14 protein-coding genes and 1 pseudogene are annotated in these 16,445 nt (G+C 42.3%); 10 read left to right on the forward strand and 5 right to left on the reverse strand.

The features are described from left to right. On the reverse strand, positions 1–562 hold a 562-nt coding region (locus LC586_RS19155), incomplete at its 3' end, for a photosynthetic reaction center family protein (RefSeq protein WP_498072181.1). Between the two features lie 472 nt (positions 563–1,034). Here LC586_RS19155 and LC586_RS19160 point away from each other — a divergent pair. Both LC586_RS19160 and LC586_RS19165 read left to right on the forward strand, forming a co-directional pair. Further along, complete coding sequence (locus LC586_RS19160) at positions 1,035–1,229, forward strand: IS4/Tn5 family transposase DNA-binding protein (RefSeq protein ID WP_229486314.1); 195 nt, start codon at positions 1,035–1,037, stop codon at positions 1,227–1,229. 122 nt (positions 1,230–1,351) lie between these two features. Continuing rightward, positions 1,352–1,703 (forward strand): annotated as a pseudogene (locus tag LC586_RS19165) (hypothetical protein); the annotation flags it as partial. A 92-nt stretch (positions 1,704–1,795) separates the two neighbouring features. Here LC586_RS19165 and LC586_RS19170 read toward each other — a convergent pair. From LC586_RS19170 to LC586_RS19185, 4 genes are all read right to left on the reverse strand, one after another. Then, the gene (locus tag LC586_RS19170; RefSeq protein WP_229486378.1) at positions 1,796–2,467 is read right to left on the reverse strand and encodes a hypothetical protein; all 672 of its coding nucleotides are present in this window, start codon (positions 2,465–2,467) and stop codon (positions 1,796–1,798) included. A 490-nt stretch (positions 2,468–2,957) separates the two neighbouring features. Next, positions 2,958–3,635, reverse strand: coding sequence for a DUF2834 domain-containing protein (locus tag LC586_RS19175; RefSeq protein ID WP_229486315.1), 678 nt, complete (start codon positions 3,633–3,635; stop codon positions 2,958–2,960). Positions 3,636–3,740: 105 nt separating this feature from the next. Next, complete coding sequence (hrcA, locus tag LC586_RS19180; protein WP_229486316.1) at positions 3,741–4,829, reverse strand: heat-inducible transcriptional repressor HrcA; 1,089 nt, start codon at positions 4,827–4,829, stop codon at positions 3,741–3,743. A gap of 432 nt (positions 4,830–5,261) precedes the next feature. Continuing rightward, entirely contained in the window at positions 5,262–5,594 is a 333-nt protein-coding gene (locus LC586_RS19185; RefSeq protein WP_229486317.1) for a rhodanese-like domain-containing protein, read from the reverse strand. A 156-nt stretch (positions 5,595–5,750) separates the two neighbouring features. Between LC586_RS19185 and LC586_RS19190 the strand changes: the two genes are divergently transcribed. The 8 genes from LC586_RS19190 (at position 5,751) to cysE (ending at position 16,382) form a co-directional block, all read left to right on the forward strand. Continuing rightward, on the forward strand, positions 5,751–7,412 hold the full coding sequence (locus tag LC586_RS19190; protein ID WP_229486318.1) for a DUF3352 domain-containing protein: 1,662 nt from the start codon (positions 5,751–5,753) through the stop codon (positions 7,410–7,412). A 478-nt stretch (positions 7,413–7,890) separates the two neighbouring features. Further along, a complete protein-coding gene (locus tag LC586_RS19195; RefSeq protein WP_229486319.1) occupies positions 7,891–10,095 on the forward strand; it encodes an Hsp70 family protein in 2,205 nt (734 codons plus the stop codon). Then, positions 10,092–10,607 carry a LysM peptidoglycan-binding domain-containing protein gene (locus LC586_RS19200; RefSeq protein ID WP_229486320.1) on the forward strand — a complete coding sequence of 172 codons (516 nt, stop codon included), beginning with the start codon at positions 10,092–10,094 and terminating at the stop codon, positions 10,605–10,607. The genes LC586_RS19195 and LC586_RS19200 overlap by 4 nt, the downstream gene beginning before the upstream one ends. Continuing rightward, positions 10,607–13,336 (forward strand): peptidase M, neutral zinc metallopeptidase site, encoded by a 2,730-nt coding sequence (locus LC586_RS19205; RefSeq protein WP_229486321.1) that lies wholly within the window; start codon positions 10,607–10,609, stop codon positions 13,334–13,336. The genes LC586_RS19200 and LC586_RS19205 overlap by 1 nt, the downstream gene beginning before the upstream one ends. A gap of 13 nt (positions 13,337–13,349) precedes the next feature. Continuing rightward, on the forward strand, positions 13,350–13,964 hold the full coding sequence (locus LC586_RS19210) for a J domain-containing protein (RefSeq protein ID WP_229486322.1): 615 nt from the start codon (positions 13,350–13,352) through the stop codon (positions 13,962–13,964). Further along, entirely contained in the window at positions 13,957–14,436 is a 480-nt protein-coding gene (locus tag LC586_RS19215) for a nucleotide exchange factor GrpE (protein ID WP_229486323.1), read from the forward strand. The genes LC586_RS19210 and LC586_RS19215 overlap by 8 nt, the downstream gene beginning before the upstream one ends. A 510-nt stretch (positions 14,437–14,946) precedes the next feature. Continuing rightward, positions 14,947–15,438, forward strand: coding sequence for a hypothetical protein (locus tag LC586_RS19220; protein WP_229486324.1), 492 nt, complete (start codon positions 14,947–14,949; stop codon positions 15,436–15,438). Positions 15,439–15,617: 179 nt separating this feature from the next. Beyond that, positions 15,618–16,382 (forward strand): serine O-acetyltransferase, encoded by a 765-nt coding sequence (gene cysE / locus LC586_RS19225; protein WP_229486325.1) that lies wholly within the window; start codon positions 15,618–15,620, stop codon positions 16,380–16,382. Positions 16,383–16,445: the final 63 nt, after the last annotated feature.

The raw sequence follows: 16,445 nt of genomic DNA on the forward strand, positions 1-16,445 counted from the left end.
CTTGGAACACGATCATGAAGTTGAAGGTTCCGCTTATTCCCAAGGGCATACCATCGCTAAATGATCCTTGTCCGATGGGGTATACCAAGAATACTGCGGTTGCTGCTGCTACTGGTGCGCTGTATGCAATAGCAATCCAAGGACGCATTCCTAAGCGGTAGGATAGTTCCCATTCACGACCCAGGTAGCAGAATACGCCAATCAGGAAGTGGAATATTACCAATTGGTAAGGGCCACCGTTGTAGAGCCACTCATCTAGAGATGCTGCTTCCCAAATTGGGTAGAAGTGCAAGCCGATGGCGTTGGAGGAGGGTACTACTGCACCGGAGATGATGTTGTTTCCGTAGATTAAGGAACCTGCTACTGGTTCACGGATTCCATCGATGTCTACTGGAGGTGCGGCGATGAAGGCGATTACGAAGCAAGCGGTGGCGGCTAGCAGGGTGGGGATCATTACTACTCCGAACCAACCGATGTAAATACGGTTGTTGGTGCTGGTGATCCATTCGCAGAATCTATCCCATACGTTGGCGCTTGAGCGCTGTTGTAAGGTTGCTGTCATGGTTTTATAAATGCGATTATTTGTGAATGAATTAGGTAGCTTTGACTACCTGTTACACATCTTAAAGAATTTATTGCGTTTTGTAAAGTACTTTGAGAAAAAATTTTCTCTTGGGATTTACGCACCCAAAGTGGAAAATCCGCAACTTACTGAAAAAATGGAGGTTCTGCGTAATCAACAGTAGCGATGAGAGCGATATCTACGACGGGCTACCCTACGCACTTTTATCATCTAAGTGCGTTGCCCCAAAACTCTCATACTTCCTCTTGGCATTGAACCTCGGTGATCATATATAGCAGTCCTATTTGATTTCTGCCCTACGCCTTCTCTGCGAGAGGCTCCGCCAACGCGTAGCGTCTCGTAGAGCTGACTTTTCCCGTTAAGTCTTGAAAGGCTTACTGACAAAGGATTTAAGAAACAGCACAGCATATACGGTAAAGTAATGACAATCTGGTGTTAAAGGTGACGAGCAATGCTGGACTGGTGGGAGAAGAATTTTGCAACCTGTGAGTTAGGCGATCGCCGATTGAATGAGCGTGCAATGTCGATAGGCTATGCTCTAAGCCAAGGATTTGGTAAAGCACTGTCAGAAATTTTCAACAGTGGAACAGTACTGAAGAGAGCCTATGAGTTTTTGCCAACCCAAAAGTGCAATTTTCAAGTGTGATTGAGCCGCACTGTCAGATGACGGCGGAAACTATTGCAGAATACGATGTAGTGCTATGTGTCGGAGACACGACATTTCTTGATTATGTCAGTATTGCAGCTAAAACAGAAGGTTACGGTCCATACAGACTTGCCGCTGATGGGATCAAGACAATACTATTGTTTTTTGAGTGTAATTGCTGTTGAATTGTTGCATTTGACTTATCTACACCGCACTCAGCCTACCGCCGACGCAATTTTTATCCTCAATCCCCAACAAATTCGCATTTTGAAAGCTAAATCACCCAAACTACCCAAGACATTAACAGTTAGTTGGGCTGTGCAAGCGTTGGCGAAGCCCGCCGTAGGCATCGCTCGTTTAGGGGGTTACTTAGAACATCGACATAAAACCCCTATTGGTATCCAGGTACTGTGGCGAGGCTGGTTAAAATTGCACGACCTCTGCGAGGGTTGGCAGCTTGCAAAAGAGACTTAACGGGAAAAGTCAGCTCGTAGAGAAGGACGCAAAGGGAAGAAAGAGATATATAATTTTCACAAATGATTTAGGACTGTTATAGAAAAAATCTATTACCGATTAGGTATTAACCATTCTTCACGAAGAGTTGATGGTAAGGGTGGGCGCAAGCAAAGATAAACAAGTGGGCCCAGTAGCAAGACAAAGGCTACTGTCCAAAACACCTGGGGATTATTCCAGTGGCGACGAGCGATATCATCGCCAAGGATTGTAGGGAGTAAAAGACAAAAAAGGCAAAATGCCAAGCTCATGCCATTAATAAAGCGATCGCCTTGGAACTGCTGCACAAAATCTCCCCAGTCACCTAAGACAAACGCATAGGCGAGCAAGCCAACAGTGCTTAAACTCAAAACAATCCCAAAAAAACGAGAATCTAGCAGCCGTAAAAAAGCATCCTTTTGCCCAGAAAATTCTTGATTTGGTTCACGCAAAGCCAAATATGGTAACAGACCAAGCACTCCTGACCCTACTGATGCCAAGGCAAAAGGCCAAAAAGGAATCCGTTGCATTCTGCCATCAATGAACAACAAACCACTGTAAATTAGTAGCCAAATGCCCACTAGAGAAAACAAGGAAAGGATAATCGGATTTATCGCAAGCCACTGAAGAGTAAATATATTTTTCAACAGGATTAGGGTTTCTTGTAAATGCAGGGGCGGTGCTAACAGTAAAATATAGGCGATAAATCCAACCCATAGTAACCACAATGCAACTTTTCTATTCATCATTTTTAGATGGTGTGCATTTAACATAATTACTAATTTATAATTCGTATTTTTTGCGTCTAAATCCCCCTTTTTGTAGAACGCTGTCCTGAGCTTGCTTAAAAAGAGAGGTACATCTATACCAATACGGTTCACTTAAGGCTAAAACTCTTTGTCAAAGTCAATTTTTTTAACGAACCGCAAAGGACGCAAAGGACGCAAAGAGAAGGAAGAAATGTTTAACTGAACTGTATTGGTTCAGTTAAGAAAAATTGTAGGTTGGGTTAAGCAAAGCGCAACCCAACAAAGCACCGGAAATGTTGGGTTTCGTTCCTCAAACGCCACTTGCTTCAAGTCGGGAAACCGCAAGGGCGCAGTGGCTCCCCAACCTACACAATTTAAGGTTTTTGGCACTAACTGAACTGTATTGACATATATACTTGATTTTTGTTTCAGTTGAGGATTTAGACCCCGACTGAAACTGTCTTTAAATTACGAATTCAAAATTGCTTTAATTTACAGCTGGCTGCTGACTGGGCATTTCCTCTACACCCACTTCTGGTAGAGGTGGACGCACACACAAATAAATCAATGGCCCGAATAGAGGTATCAACGCTATTAACCAGAACATCTGTGGATTTTTCCAACCGCGACGCGCCAGATCATCCCCTAGCAAAGCTGGAAATAATAGGCAAAGTAGACAGAAATCTAAACTCATGACATTGATGAAGCGGTTAGTTTGCCACTGTTGCACAAAATTACCCCAATCTCCTCCTGTTAAACCATAGGCAACTAGAATAACCGTGGCTACTGTCAAGACAACCCCAGTCACACGAGAATCTAGCAGCTTGAGCAAGGCATTCTTTTTACCGACAAACTTATTATTTGGTTCCCTAAGGGCTAAATAGGGTAACAAGGCAAATGCCCCGACTCCGAAAGAGGCACTAGCAAATAGCCAAGCAGGTATTTTTTGTCCTCTACCATCAATAAATACTACTGCACTATAGATGAGAGGCCAGATGCCCATGAGGTTGAATAGTGCTACGACTAATGGGTTAACGCCTTGCCATTGGCCAGTAGAAAGGTTTTTAATTAACTCGAATGTACCAGGTTGCTCAGGAGGAGCGAGGAAAAAAGCATAGGTAGTGAATCCCAGCCACAGCACGCCAAAGGCAATTTTTCTAACCATGAAAGAGTTAAAAGGTATTAATTATTGATTTTGCCACTATAAATTCGGCTTATCTACCTGCTATGGTATTGTTCTTTTGTCTAAACCCGTAGTAGGTTGTTTCTATTAGGGATTAAAATAACTGAAAGCTTCTGAGAGGTAATCAGCAGCAGATGCTACTACTGCGATCGCACTTTCATAATCTAGACGCGTTGGCCCTAAAACTCCCACACTTCCTACTGGTATTGAACCTCGGCGATAGGTGGAAGAAATCAAGGTGCAGGTGCGTATCGGTTCTAGAAGATTTTCTGCGCCAATGCGAACCGTTACCTTTGACTTACCCACATCCTCAAGCTCTGGTTCCTCAAATATTAATCGCCACAGTTGGTCTTGTTCTTCTTCCAGCAGGTGGATAATCGTTTGTACCTGCTGTAACTGGGAAAATTCTGGCTGGCGCAAAACTTCTGACACACCCCGAACCATGATTTGAGTTGCAGTCGGCGCATGAGTGCGACGAGTCAATTCGGCTACTGAATTTTTCAAAAATTCCCCGTAGCGTTGGAACTCCTGATCTAGTTCGCTCCAGTTGAGGTTGGCTAATTCCAACAGACTTCGCCCCCGCAAGTGGGTATTCAAAAAGTTAGAAACAATTTGTAACTCACGATCGATTACCTCTGAATCCCGTTGTGTTTCCTCTGGTATTGGTGACAAATCCATCAACTTGGAATGTGTCTCATAACTATCGGTAACAACAATTAACATGATCCGCCCCGCTTCAATTTGCACTAATTGCAGATGTCGCAATAGCGCTGTGGTAGTTTGCGGCATAGTAATCAAGCTTATGCAACCACTTAAGGTTGCTAAAATTTGTGCGGCTCCTTGCAGTAGGGTTTCTAAACTCCAATCTTCCCACTGGAGGCGCTTTTGCAATGCCACCTCTACTTCTCGTCCTAAAGTTTCGGAAGGTGTAATTAGCTGGTCAACATAAATGCGATAACCTGAATCTGAAGGTACACGTCCAGCAGAGGCGTGTGGTTGGTAGAGTAATCCAGACTTTTCTAAAACGCCCATCACATTGCGAATTGTGGCTGAACTTACACCCAGGTCGTACTCCTCGACCAAAGCTTTTGAACCAACAGGCTCTGCCGTAGCAATGTAGTGACGTACCGTTGCCCAAAGTATATGCTGTTGTCGATTTGTTAACTGGACTTCCATAGGGTATGTAATGCTTGGCGGCAAATTTTAATCAAAGTCTGTAAAAATTTCTGGATTTGATTGAAAACTAAGAATATTAATAATTTATTAAGATAACAAATTATACAATTATATTGTGATCATTAATCTTAAGGTTCAGGTACACCATTCTTTTAAAGGATCTTTGCAGCAAAAGTTGAAAGTTTGAATTTACAACATCCTTTTCTGCCCTATTTTTGCATAATAATACATTTATAAATGTATTATTGTATACGTCTTTTTGCGGCGATCGCAGCTAAGATTGGGGTCGAAAAGTTTCGTAAATATTTAGCCAGTGGAGAAAGTTGCAAGCTTTCCTGGCAAGCCCCTAAGTTTTTATGTACTGCTATTTTTAGCATAGCAAAAGTCAGATGGAAGTTATTCTTCCATCTGAGTAATGCACCTAAATACAAGCTAATATTGGGGAATTGAATGGTCTACTAAGACGGAATAAGCATCAATACCACCCGAAATATTTTGCACATTTGTAAAACCTTGAGCAATTAACCACTGGCACATCTGGGCAGAGCGGATGCCGTGGTGGCATAGTACAAGGGTTTCAGCTTGGGGATTGAAGAGGTTAGGGACTTGATCTCCCCATTCGGCAAATTGACTTAAGGGTAGATTGACAAAGCCCTCAATGCTAGCAATCTCCAATTCTTGTGGTTCGCGTACATCTACTAGCTGAATACTTACATCACCAGAAGAAAGACGTTGTGCCAGTTCTTGTACACTAATCTGGTTCATGGGTTAACTAAAAGAATTCCCTATAAACAGTCTTAATCCTATTTATGGTGACAGAAAATCTCTGTCTTTGCATGAGTATCCATTCTCAAGAAGGCTGATAGATCCTGGTAGGCTTTCTGCTTAAATGGCTGTAAACCGTCTTTTTAAAGGTTTAATGTGAATAGGCAACGCTCATTTATTGGTTTTATCGTAGCTGGTGTGATCGCACTGCTAGTAATTGCGATCGCTAGTTTTTACTGGTTTTTCGCCAAAAATCCGGCTAACCTCATTGCTTCTACCGGACAGCCTAATGCAGCCATATTCGTGTCGAAACTGTCTCCTGCAATGGTTTCATTGCTGACGAATCCTGATCGGTTGCAGGCATTAAAGGGTGAAGGAGAACTATCTAAACTCAAAACCAGTTTATTCGCCAAGAGTGGTATAGATTACAAAGAAGACGTTCAACCCTGGTTAGGGAACGAAATTACATTAGCTATCACCACCTTAGATATTGATCGCGACCGAGAAAACGGACAGCAGCCAGGGTATTTGTTGGCACTAGCAACCAAGCAACCGGAGAAAAGCCGCGAGTTTGTCGAGTTGTTGTTTTCTAAACGGGCGTTAGGTGGGGCAAACTTAGCTGTTGAACAATACAAAGGTGTGAAGCTGATTTCTGACAATTCTCAACCAGAGCAGGACTTGCTTGCAGGTGCTGTTGTTGGTGAAGGCTTTGTGTTGTTTGCCAACGATCCGAAAGTGTTGCGAGATGCCATCAATAATGTCCAAGCGCCCGATCTAAATTTGACTAGCTCCCGCGAATACCAAAAAGCGACAAAACAATTTCCCAAAGGGGGTTTAGCTGTAGCTTTCTTGAATCTTCCCATCGTGGCAAAATGGCAAGGTTTAGAATTGCCAGAACAAACATATAACAGCGAAATTATTTCCCTGGCGTTGAACCCCAAAGGTTTGCTAGCAGAAACCAGCTTTTTAACTTCATCGGAAATTGTTTCCCCATCTTCACCACTATCTAAACCTGTAGGAGCATTGCAGTATGTTCCAGCGTCGGCAGGTTTGGCAATTTCCGGTTCAAATTTAAGTAATTTGGGTAACAGTGATTTAGCCAAACTCTGGAGACAAGCCACAGCTACTATATATGGTTCTGGGGAAGATGTGGTTTCTCGGTTAGCAAAACCTTTGGCGGATGTTCAAAAAAGCTGGGGTATAAACTTACCAGAGGATATTTTTAGCTGGGTACAAGGAGAATATGCTATAGCATTGTTACCTGCGAAAGAGCAAACAACCCCTCATTGGATTTTTGTGGTGGAAAAATCCGAGAGTGTGGAAAAAGGTGTTGCTCGATTAGATGCGATCGCCTCATCAAATGGACTCAGCATTAATCCCCTGACTATAGACAAGCAAAAAATCTCTGCTTGGACGGAGTTAACTACGGCTACAAAAAAAAGTGATGTTAAAGAGGGGACATCTTTCAGTATTGAAACAAAAGTGCGAGGATTACATACAAACTTAGAAAATTACGAAATTTTCACCTCTGACTTAGAAACAATGGATGAAATCCTCACAACCAAGGATAATTCCTTAATTGACAATCCCAATTTCAAAGATAGTATTGCTGCGATTCCCCTACCAAATCAAGGCTATATATATCTTGACTGGACAAAAAGCCAGAATTTGTTAGAGCGTCAAGTACCGGTTCTCAAGCTAGTGGAAGTTTTAGGGAAACCGTTTTTTAACAATTTGCGATCGCTCACAGTTAGTAGTTATGGAACTGACACGCGATCGCTCAAAGGTGGCGTTTTCTTCAAACTCAATAATTCGTGAGATTTTCATGGAGATAGGACTTCCATCGAACCACAGAGGCGCAGAGAAGCCAGTGCGTTGGGCGGGTTCCCCGACTTGAAGCAACTGGCGCGACACGGAGAAATGAGAGTTTGAGAGGTATTTTGCGTAAGTCCTAAGAGAGTCAAAGTGCAGAAGGTTAAAAATTATTTTACCTTCTGCATTTTATTTTCCCGTGATATTTACGTAGATTTTCTGTAGCATTTGCTATTTGTATTTGTAATCTTTGGATAGGTACTGGCTGCTGACATAGAAATTTAGGTTCGATGTGGCAGTGAGTCTCAAATACATCAGAAATAAGGCTGTGTGCAACTTTCTCTCAAACCTAACCCCCAACCCCTTCCCTACCAGGGAAGGGGAGAATCAAAGCCTCTCGGACTGTGGGGGAGAGGAATGGAAGCGGGGTTCCAAGTTGTACATCGCGTGAATAATTTACACAATACCCAGGTAGCGATCGGTAATGGGCAAAGCAATTGGCATTGATTTAGGGACGACTAATTCTGTCGCCGCTTTTAAGTTAGCAGAAGTTGAAGTGGTGACAGCTAACGATAACACGCCCCCAGACAGGAAACTGACGCGATCGGTCGTTGCTTGTGAGCAAAATAAATTTTTGGTAGGAGATCAAGCTTACAACCAACTCAGGGCTAATCCTGAAAACGTGGTTGTTTCCATTAAGCGCCTAATAGGAAGAGGTTTTGGCGATCCAGCCGTACAAAAACAAAAGTCGGAATTTGGTTACAAAATTGCTGAACCGAGTCAGGGAACAGACAACAGTATTGCAGTTTGGCTAGGAGGTAAAGAATATCAACCAGAGGATATTTCTGCTGAAATTCTCAAAAAAGTTGTGCAAAATGCCCAAACTTATCGCCAAGGAATTGGTAAAGCAGGCGAAGTTATAGACCAAGCAGTTATTACCATCCCCGCTTACTTCAACGATAAACAACGCCATGCTACCCGCACAGCTGCACTTAAAGCTGGAATCACTCCTTTAGAACTGATACCAGAACCTACAGCAGCCGCCATATCTTACGGCTTTTCTCCAACTGGGGAAGATTTTAAAACGATTTTAGTTTTTGATTTTGGTGGTGGTACTTTTGATGCTTCGGTGATTCAAGCAGCAGGAACTTCATTTATTGAATTGGGAAAAGCTGGGGATTTATGGTTGGGAGGAGATGACATTGATTCTCGCATTATCAAATTTGTTAAACAGCAATTTGCCCAGCAAGAAAGAATTGCTGATATTGATGGCTTGATTGCCAAAATGCCCCACTATCAACGGGTACGATTTAATGCTGACTTGAAGTTAGCAGTAGAACGCACCAAAATTGAACTAAGCACTGCTACAGTATCTTGCATTGCTCCTGCGACTCAATTATTAGATGAATTGGGTATTGCCATTCCCATTGAAGTAGAAATCACCCGCAAACAATTTGAGGAAATAATTTCTGACTTGGTAGAGCGATCGATTGAAATTTGCCGTGAAGCTGCTGAAGATCACCTAGATATGGTGGATGTAATATTGCTGGTTGGCGGTTCTTGCCAAATTCCTGTAGTCCAACGCAAAGTCAGAGAAGCTTTTGGAGCAGATAAAGTAGTGGTGCATCCCCGTCCAATGTATGCGGTGGCGGAGGGTGCAGCAATTGTCGCGGCTGGACTAACAGAGAAAGTCACAACAGTATCCCGTGATTATTTTATCAAGTTGGTGGATGGCAAAGAGAAAGTAATTAAGCGAGGTGAGATTTTACCACTGACCAAACCCCACACTTTTAAAACTGCTGCTGATGGACAACGCTTGATTCACTTTCAATTTTTCAGCCCCGATCAAGTAAGGGAAGATTTGGATGGGATATATGAAGATGACAGTATTGGGGATATTTGGTTGGGTTTAAATCAATCTTATCCACGCGGGACGGAAGTCTTAGTCAAGTTGGAGTTAGATGAAAAACATAGTGGACTAAAGATGACCGCTACATTGAAAAATGACCCTTCACAGAGAGTGAGTTGCACCTTCTCGCGGGGACGATCAGACGAGAAAATATATAAAGAATTAGAAGAAACGATCGCAGAACTCAATAACCAAAACCTAACTCATCTCGGTGTGGAAGAAGCGCTGAAGTTAGCGTTACCGGTCGTGGAGTCAACCAACAAAATCATCGATCCGAATACGGGAGAGGAACGCGGCTATTTACGCGATGACGCTAGTGCAAACTTGAAAAAATTCCAGGTATCCATGTCTAAGGAACGCCTAGAAGCAGAGTACCTAATCGATAAATGCGATCGCGTAGTTCAACTTTGCGGATCGATAATTCCCCAACCACAGCAGGAACGATTGCAAAAGCTCAGTCAAGAATTGCAAGATGCCATCAACACCAATAACCTCTCCAAGATGGAGTCTAAGAGTGAAGATGCAAGACGAGAACTTGACAATTTACCTGATGAGGTCAAGCTCATTCAAGCTTGTTTTTTAGCAATCCGTCAAGCCTACGCGGTTGCACCGACTCAAGCAAATGCCATGTCTGACAAACTTTCTCGGATGCTTGCCGCTATGAAAAGTGATGATGGACAGGAAGCCAATCGCTTGTGGAGTGAATTGCAACCAGATATCCAGCGTTGGCTAAATCATGAGTTACCCAGCAACAGCATTGTCACAGGATTAACGCGATGAAGATGAAGCTGAACTGTCCTGTGTGTGATTACCAAGAAATTGAAGGTGACACTTGTCCTAACTGTGATACCGACCTTTCTGTAATTCGGATGCTCAAAGAATTACCGCAGGTGGAAAACCCTCTGCAACAAGTGAAAACTGCCAAATGGCAACTAGGAGTTGCTTTACTCCTGCTGATTATCGGGATTGGGTTGGGTGTAATGGGCAGTTTTATCTTCCTGCAACCACAGTTACACACATTACCTGTCTCTTCTTCCAATCTAGTTAGTAGCGATCGCCTAAAACTACCAGTTAATCATGCCCCTGTGACAGCTAAGGAACCCCCAAAACCAATTACCTATACTGTCAAATCGGGAGATCACCTCAGCGCGATCGCCCAAAAATTTTGTGGTGAGGGAACCTCTTGGCAAGTAATGGTTAAAGCCAATCCCCAACTCAAAGGACGGCAAGACTATGACTATATAGATGTAGGGGAGGTGTTAAAAATCCCCAACTGCAAGGAGGGCGCTTGATGAGCATCGTTGATAGCTTGAACGCTTTAACTAAAACTTTGCTGGGAGTGGGTATTGTTGATGCCTGGAAGCAAGCACCACAAACTAAAGAAGCCAGCGAAAAAGCAGCACAATTAGCCCAAAAAAAACACCTGCGAGAAGCAGTAATTATTGCAGAAAAAGCTCTCGCTGTCTGGTCTAGGAAACCAGGTTTTTGGGAGCGTTTAATTTATCAATTGCTGCTGGGTAAGCTGTTAGACAATCTTACTCAGCAACTAAAGCAGTGGCGCTATCAAGTCGCAGAAGTAGATAAACTAGCTGCTAATGCCAAAACCTTTCTCAAGCAAGATACGGGCGATCCTCTAGAAACGCAAGCACTTGCAAGTGCGATCGCCATTTATCAGCGCTGTACCAAAATTCTCCATGATGATCGCATATCGCGGGTAATCAAGCAGTGCCAAAAAGAATTGCAACGGCGACAGCAGTTCTTAAGTTTAGTGACACAGGCACAGTCTCAGGCAGAAAATCTGTTTTATAAAAATGCGATCGCAGTTTACCGAGAGGCTGAAAAGCTTTATTCTACTGAGTTTCTACGACAGGCGATCGCTGCAAGTATTGCTCAAGTCCAACAAGAAGAAATTTATAATGCTGCTTTTCAAAAGGTGCAACAAGCTGAAAGTGAAGGAAGATTACAGGGAGCGATCGCACTCTTAAAAAATGCCCTGACTAAATTTTCTCGCTCTGACGGACTTGATTTACTACAAAAGCTACAAAAAACACTAAAAGGAAGAGAACAGTTTCGCCAAGGGCTAGCAGCAGAAAAAGCGGGTGATTTTAAAGCGGCTGCATCTCTCTATAAAAATGCTAAATTGCTCTTGCCCAACTCTACATACTGCCAAATCCGGTTAGCACTTGTGGCAATTAAAACTCAGGCATGGGCAACCGCACTAAATCACCTCGAAGCTATACCTGGAGAACAAGCTGCTTACTTGCGGGGATTTGCCTACGCCCAACAAGAAGATTTACAGGTAGCTTATAAAGAATGGCTTGGGTTATCTACTGCTAACATTGCCAAGCAACGAGAGATTCTCAAAAATCTTTCCCAACGTCAACGGCTGCTAAGACTACAGAATATAGAGCAACTGGTAAAAGCTGAAAATTGGGAGAAGGCTAAAGCAGAGAGTACACAATTTCTCCGAAAATTTGGTTCCCATCCCTTAGTTGAGAAAAATCTCAAAGAACATATTCAGCCACGTTTAGAAGCAGAACTATGGAAAGATAAAGACTGGAGAATTATTGCCGAGAAGACTGAAAAAGCCTGGATTTCACAGCCTAATATTACTACATTACATAATTTGGCAGTAGCAAATTATTATCTTGCTCAAACTTCCCCTATAAATCTGTTAAATTTGATATTTTATTTATCAACAGCTTTGGCAAATATAACGGAAGATCCTAGCCTTCAAGATGTGCCTTGGCTAGAAAATAAACCTGTAGAATTTACCTCAGTCTCTTTAGAATTAAAACGCCGAATAGCAACCGCAATAGATACTTTGAAAGATACAAATATTATTAATTATTTGAATTTGCGCGATCGCTACCGATTAGAAGTAGTATCTCTAAACCTCATGGGTGAGCCGTCAAAGTGGGGAATGAAAATAAAAGATGTATTTATTACACCTGGCTGTTATCAGCATTACCTTCCTCAATGGCAAGGGATTTTCGACAATAAAATACATGCTAACCAAAAAATATTAAATTCCCTTTATACAAATTGGGGATTGGCTATGGCTGCTTGTTTAGAAGGAGATTATCAAAGAGCAATTCAACTTAAACCTTCAACCACAGATAAGTCTGATATCGCAGCATTTGCTCAGAAATTTGTCGCTTATCATGAAGGTTCCTATCAGCTACAACAACAAAAATGGCGAGAGGCAATTATTCCTCTAGAGCAAGCAAAGCCAGAAATTCAAGCTAGTCAGGATTGGCAACAAGAAATAAACAGACTTTGTGGATTGCAACGTCAAGCAATATCAGAATTTCAAGAACATTTAGAGTTTGCCCAGTTTTGGTATGACCTTTTAGAAAGTCGAGATGCTAGAAGTTATCTAGCTGAGTATAAGGCGGAACAAATACGCAAACAAATTGCTAGTGAACAAATTTCATTAGCAACAGCGCTGAGAGAACTACAAAAAATTAAACAAATTGACAATCAAAATCCTATTGTAATTGATTTAATTCAGAGAATTGAATTTAACCAAGAAGTAGAATTAATTGATAATTTATTAAAAAAGAGTAAATTTGAAGAAGCTGTCCAACGTGCCAAAGAATCCCAGCATCAACGTATACGGAATATTGTGTCAGACATTTGCATAGAAATATTAGCCAAGGGTTTCCAAAATCGGGATTTAGGATTTGAAGATATTTATCAATTAGGCTATTGGGCTTATGAACTCTGTCCAGACGATCCAAATGTCCAAGAAGTTTACGAATTTAGCCAAGAACTAAAGGATATTAAAAATCTGATGAAATGCGATAGCTTTGATGAAGCCGTTCATCGTGCCAAATACTCACAACATGACTCTATTCGTTACTATGTCGCTGACTTTTTTATTAAAACCTTGCTTAAAGGTATCCAAAACCGCGATTTATCTTTTAATTTAATTCAGCAATTAGGTAGCTGGGCTTATGAACTTTGTCCAGACGAACCTGCTTTTCAAGAAATTTACCGCAGCCTGAAAATTCGTTAATTAAAGGTATGTAATGGAATATAATCCTTATGAAATTCTGGGTGTATCCCCAGCAGCATCCAAAGCTGAAATTGCAAAAGCTGTAGCAGTGGCAATGAAGCACAAAAAACATCCTGTGGATATCATTGCTAAAGCTCAAAAAAGTTTACTAAAACCAGAAGAACGCATCATAGCCGACTATTTACGTCCTATACTGCCTACTATTAAGCACTTCAAATATAGTGATTTATCGGCTTTGCTTCAGCCAGCACCTAGACTGGTATTATTACCAGAATTTGATGGATTAGAGCAAGTGATCGCTCAATCTGCCCAAGAACAACGCCTAGAGCGAGAGCCTTTACCGATGAGCCTATCAGAGTTATTCACTGAGGGCATTATAGCTTGTAAAGAAGGCCGTTACCCCAAAGCGATAAAATATCTCAAAGACTACTGCCAAGGCTGTACAGACCGGAATAGTAAAGATTACATTCAAGCCCAAATGTGGCTAATTAAAGTGTATAAAATAGTTGGACAGTTAGAAAGAGCGATCGCGCTTTGTCAGCTTTTGAGTAACCATACCCGCCCGCAAGTGCAAACTTGGGCAACTAAAACTCTAGCGATGTTATCAAAAGAGGTTTCTCATGTTTAATTTTATTCTCAGTAAAAAGAAGCGCGACTTAAGCATACAAAAATTTGGCAACCTCCAAAAGGAAAATGTTTTACTACAACAGTCTTTGCGAGAACAGCAAACCCAAACCACAGCAGATACAGAAGATTTATTCTTAGAAATGCTAGAAATTGGTGATGCACTAGAAGCCTTGCTGGATTATCTAGAACAGAATCCCGACCCCAGCCCAGAATTTATCCAGCGTTTACCCCAGTCTGTAGGAGCGGTTAATCGTAAGTTTCTCAGTGTACTAAAAAAGCGCCAAATTTTACCTATAGAACTGCAAAGTATACAGCCAGATTTTAATTTATGCCGTGTTGTTGATCGTGAAGTAAGAAATGATATGCCAGACCAAACAATTACTAAAATCGTCCGTCGAGGGTTTTCTTTAGGAGAAAAAACCCTGCGTCCAACAGAGGTAATCACATCCAAATTAGAAGTTGGAGAATTGTAGCTGCTGTTTATATTAAGAGACAGCCTAGTAGCGCAAGGCGGAAGTCACGCATTCACGCATTCAAAAGCAGGGCTGTTTCATTCCATTTCAAACAGGATTTGTCAAGATGGTTAGTGGGAAAAATGGTAAGTGAGGGTGACGATGAGATGAACATTTAAGCACTTAAAGATCAGTAAAATAGTTCATTTTATCGGCACGCTAGGAACAAAATAACCAATTTTTAATTGCTAGAACCCTTGATTTTTAAAGCTCTTTCGGGAATGAAACAGCCCTGCCCTTCAAAAGGGGGAAACCGGAATCAAAGTCCCCGTTTTTAAGGGAGATTTCGAGATATCTAAAACTTTTGATATCGGTAAGAAGACTTTTCAAACATCCTCTTAGCTGCCTGCTTGTACAACCCTTTATTGTGGCACATTTGAATGTGGCACAACCAACTGAAATTTCACTGGAATTTTTTCATTAGAATATGTATATATCATTACTAATCTAACAGCCTGTTGGAGGGCTACTATGAAATACTGTCGCCCCCGACTTCAGTTTCGCAACGGCTGGCTGTTGGCTATACTTGCTGCCATCACAGCTACGCCTGTAATAGCAGAGACAGCGAATTTTGGGACTTTTACCCTGTCAACAAACTTTAATCCAGCACAAGGAACAGTGCAGGGGTTTACAGGTGGTTCTTACTCATTGTCTGCTATAAGTAACCGCGATCGCGATCAAAAAGCCTGTATTGGCTTTGCCGATCCTAATCCAGATCATATTATGGTTTTGGAAAAGGACTTTTCCCAGATGACAATACAAGTCGATAGCAACGGCAATGACACCACTTTGCTGATCCAAGGGCCAGACCAAACTACGATTCGTTGCGGCGATGACACTGGTAAAAGTAAAGATGCTAGCGTTAGCGATCGCAACTGGAAAAGTGGCACCTATCGGATTTGGGTGGGTACATTTAATCCTGGGGCCAAGCACGATTACACTTTGAAAGTGGAGCAGCAGTGAAGTGGGGAGTAGGGAGTGGGGGATGAGGGAGCAGGGGGAGCAGGGGGAGATGAGGGAGAAGAATTAATAACCAATGCCCAATGCCCCATTCCCTATTCCCCATTCCCCATTTTGAGGTGTAACGTCTGAGAGGATAATATGGGAGAGTAGCTTGTTGTGCTTTCCGAGGGTGCTATCTCGTGCTATCTATACTGCGTGCTGACTTTCGTATCATATTTGAACGTGACCCAGCTGCTCGTAACTGGTTGGAAGTTTTATTTTGTTACCCTGGTTTGCAAGCCCTGCTATTCCATAGGCTGGCTCACTGGCTGTATACTGTTGGTCTTCCCTTTATTCCCCGCCTGATTTCTCACTTGGCTCGGTTTTTGACTGGAATTGAAATCCACCCTGGTGCAGCAATTGGAAAAAGTGTGTTTATTGACCACGGGATGGGTGTAGTAATTGGTGAAACTGCGATCGTGGGAGACTATGCCCTAATTTATCAAGGTGTCACCCTTGGGGGTACTGGTAAAGAATGTGGTAAGCGCCATCCAACTGTAGGTGAAAACGTCGTAGTTGGGGCTGGAGCTAAGGTACTGGGCAATATCCAAATTGGTAATAATGTCCGTATTGGCGCTGGGTCTGTTGTTCTAAGGGATGTGCCTTCAGACTGTACTGTGGTAGGCGTGCCTGGGCGCATTATGTATCGTTCTGGAGTTCGGGTTGCACCTCTTGAACACAATAACTTACCAGATTCAGAAGCCCAAGTAATTCGTGCTTTAGTTGACAGGATTGAGGCGTTGGAAGAACAAATACAAACTTTTCAGCGCACCAATTCTTCAGAAAAAACTCCTGTTTTAGTAGGTTGTTTAGCCACCAAAGAGGATGAGCTAACCCACGATACTCGCTGGTGCAACCTCAAAGATAAGACTATCCAGCAATTTCTAGATGGTGCTGGCATTTAGTTAAACGTCAAGGGTTAAGGGTCAATCTTTAGCCCTTTCAAGGTGACTAGTAAAATCTCTTTT

The organism is Nostoc favosum CHAB5714, from assembly GCF_020829495.1.
GTDB classification, from domain to species: Bacteria; Cyanobacteriota; Cyanobacteriia; order Cyanobacteriales; family Nostocaceae; genus Nostoc; species Nostoc favosum.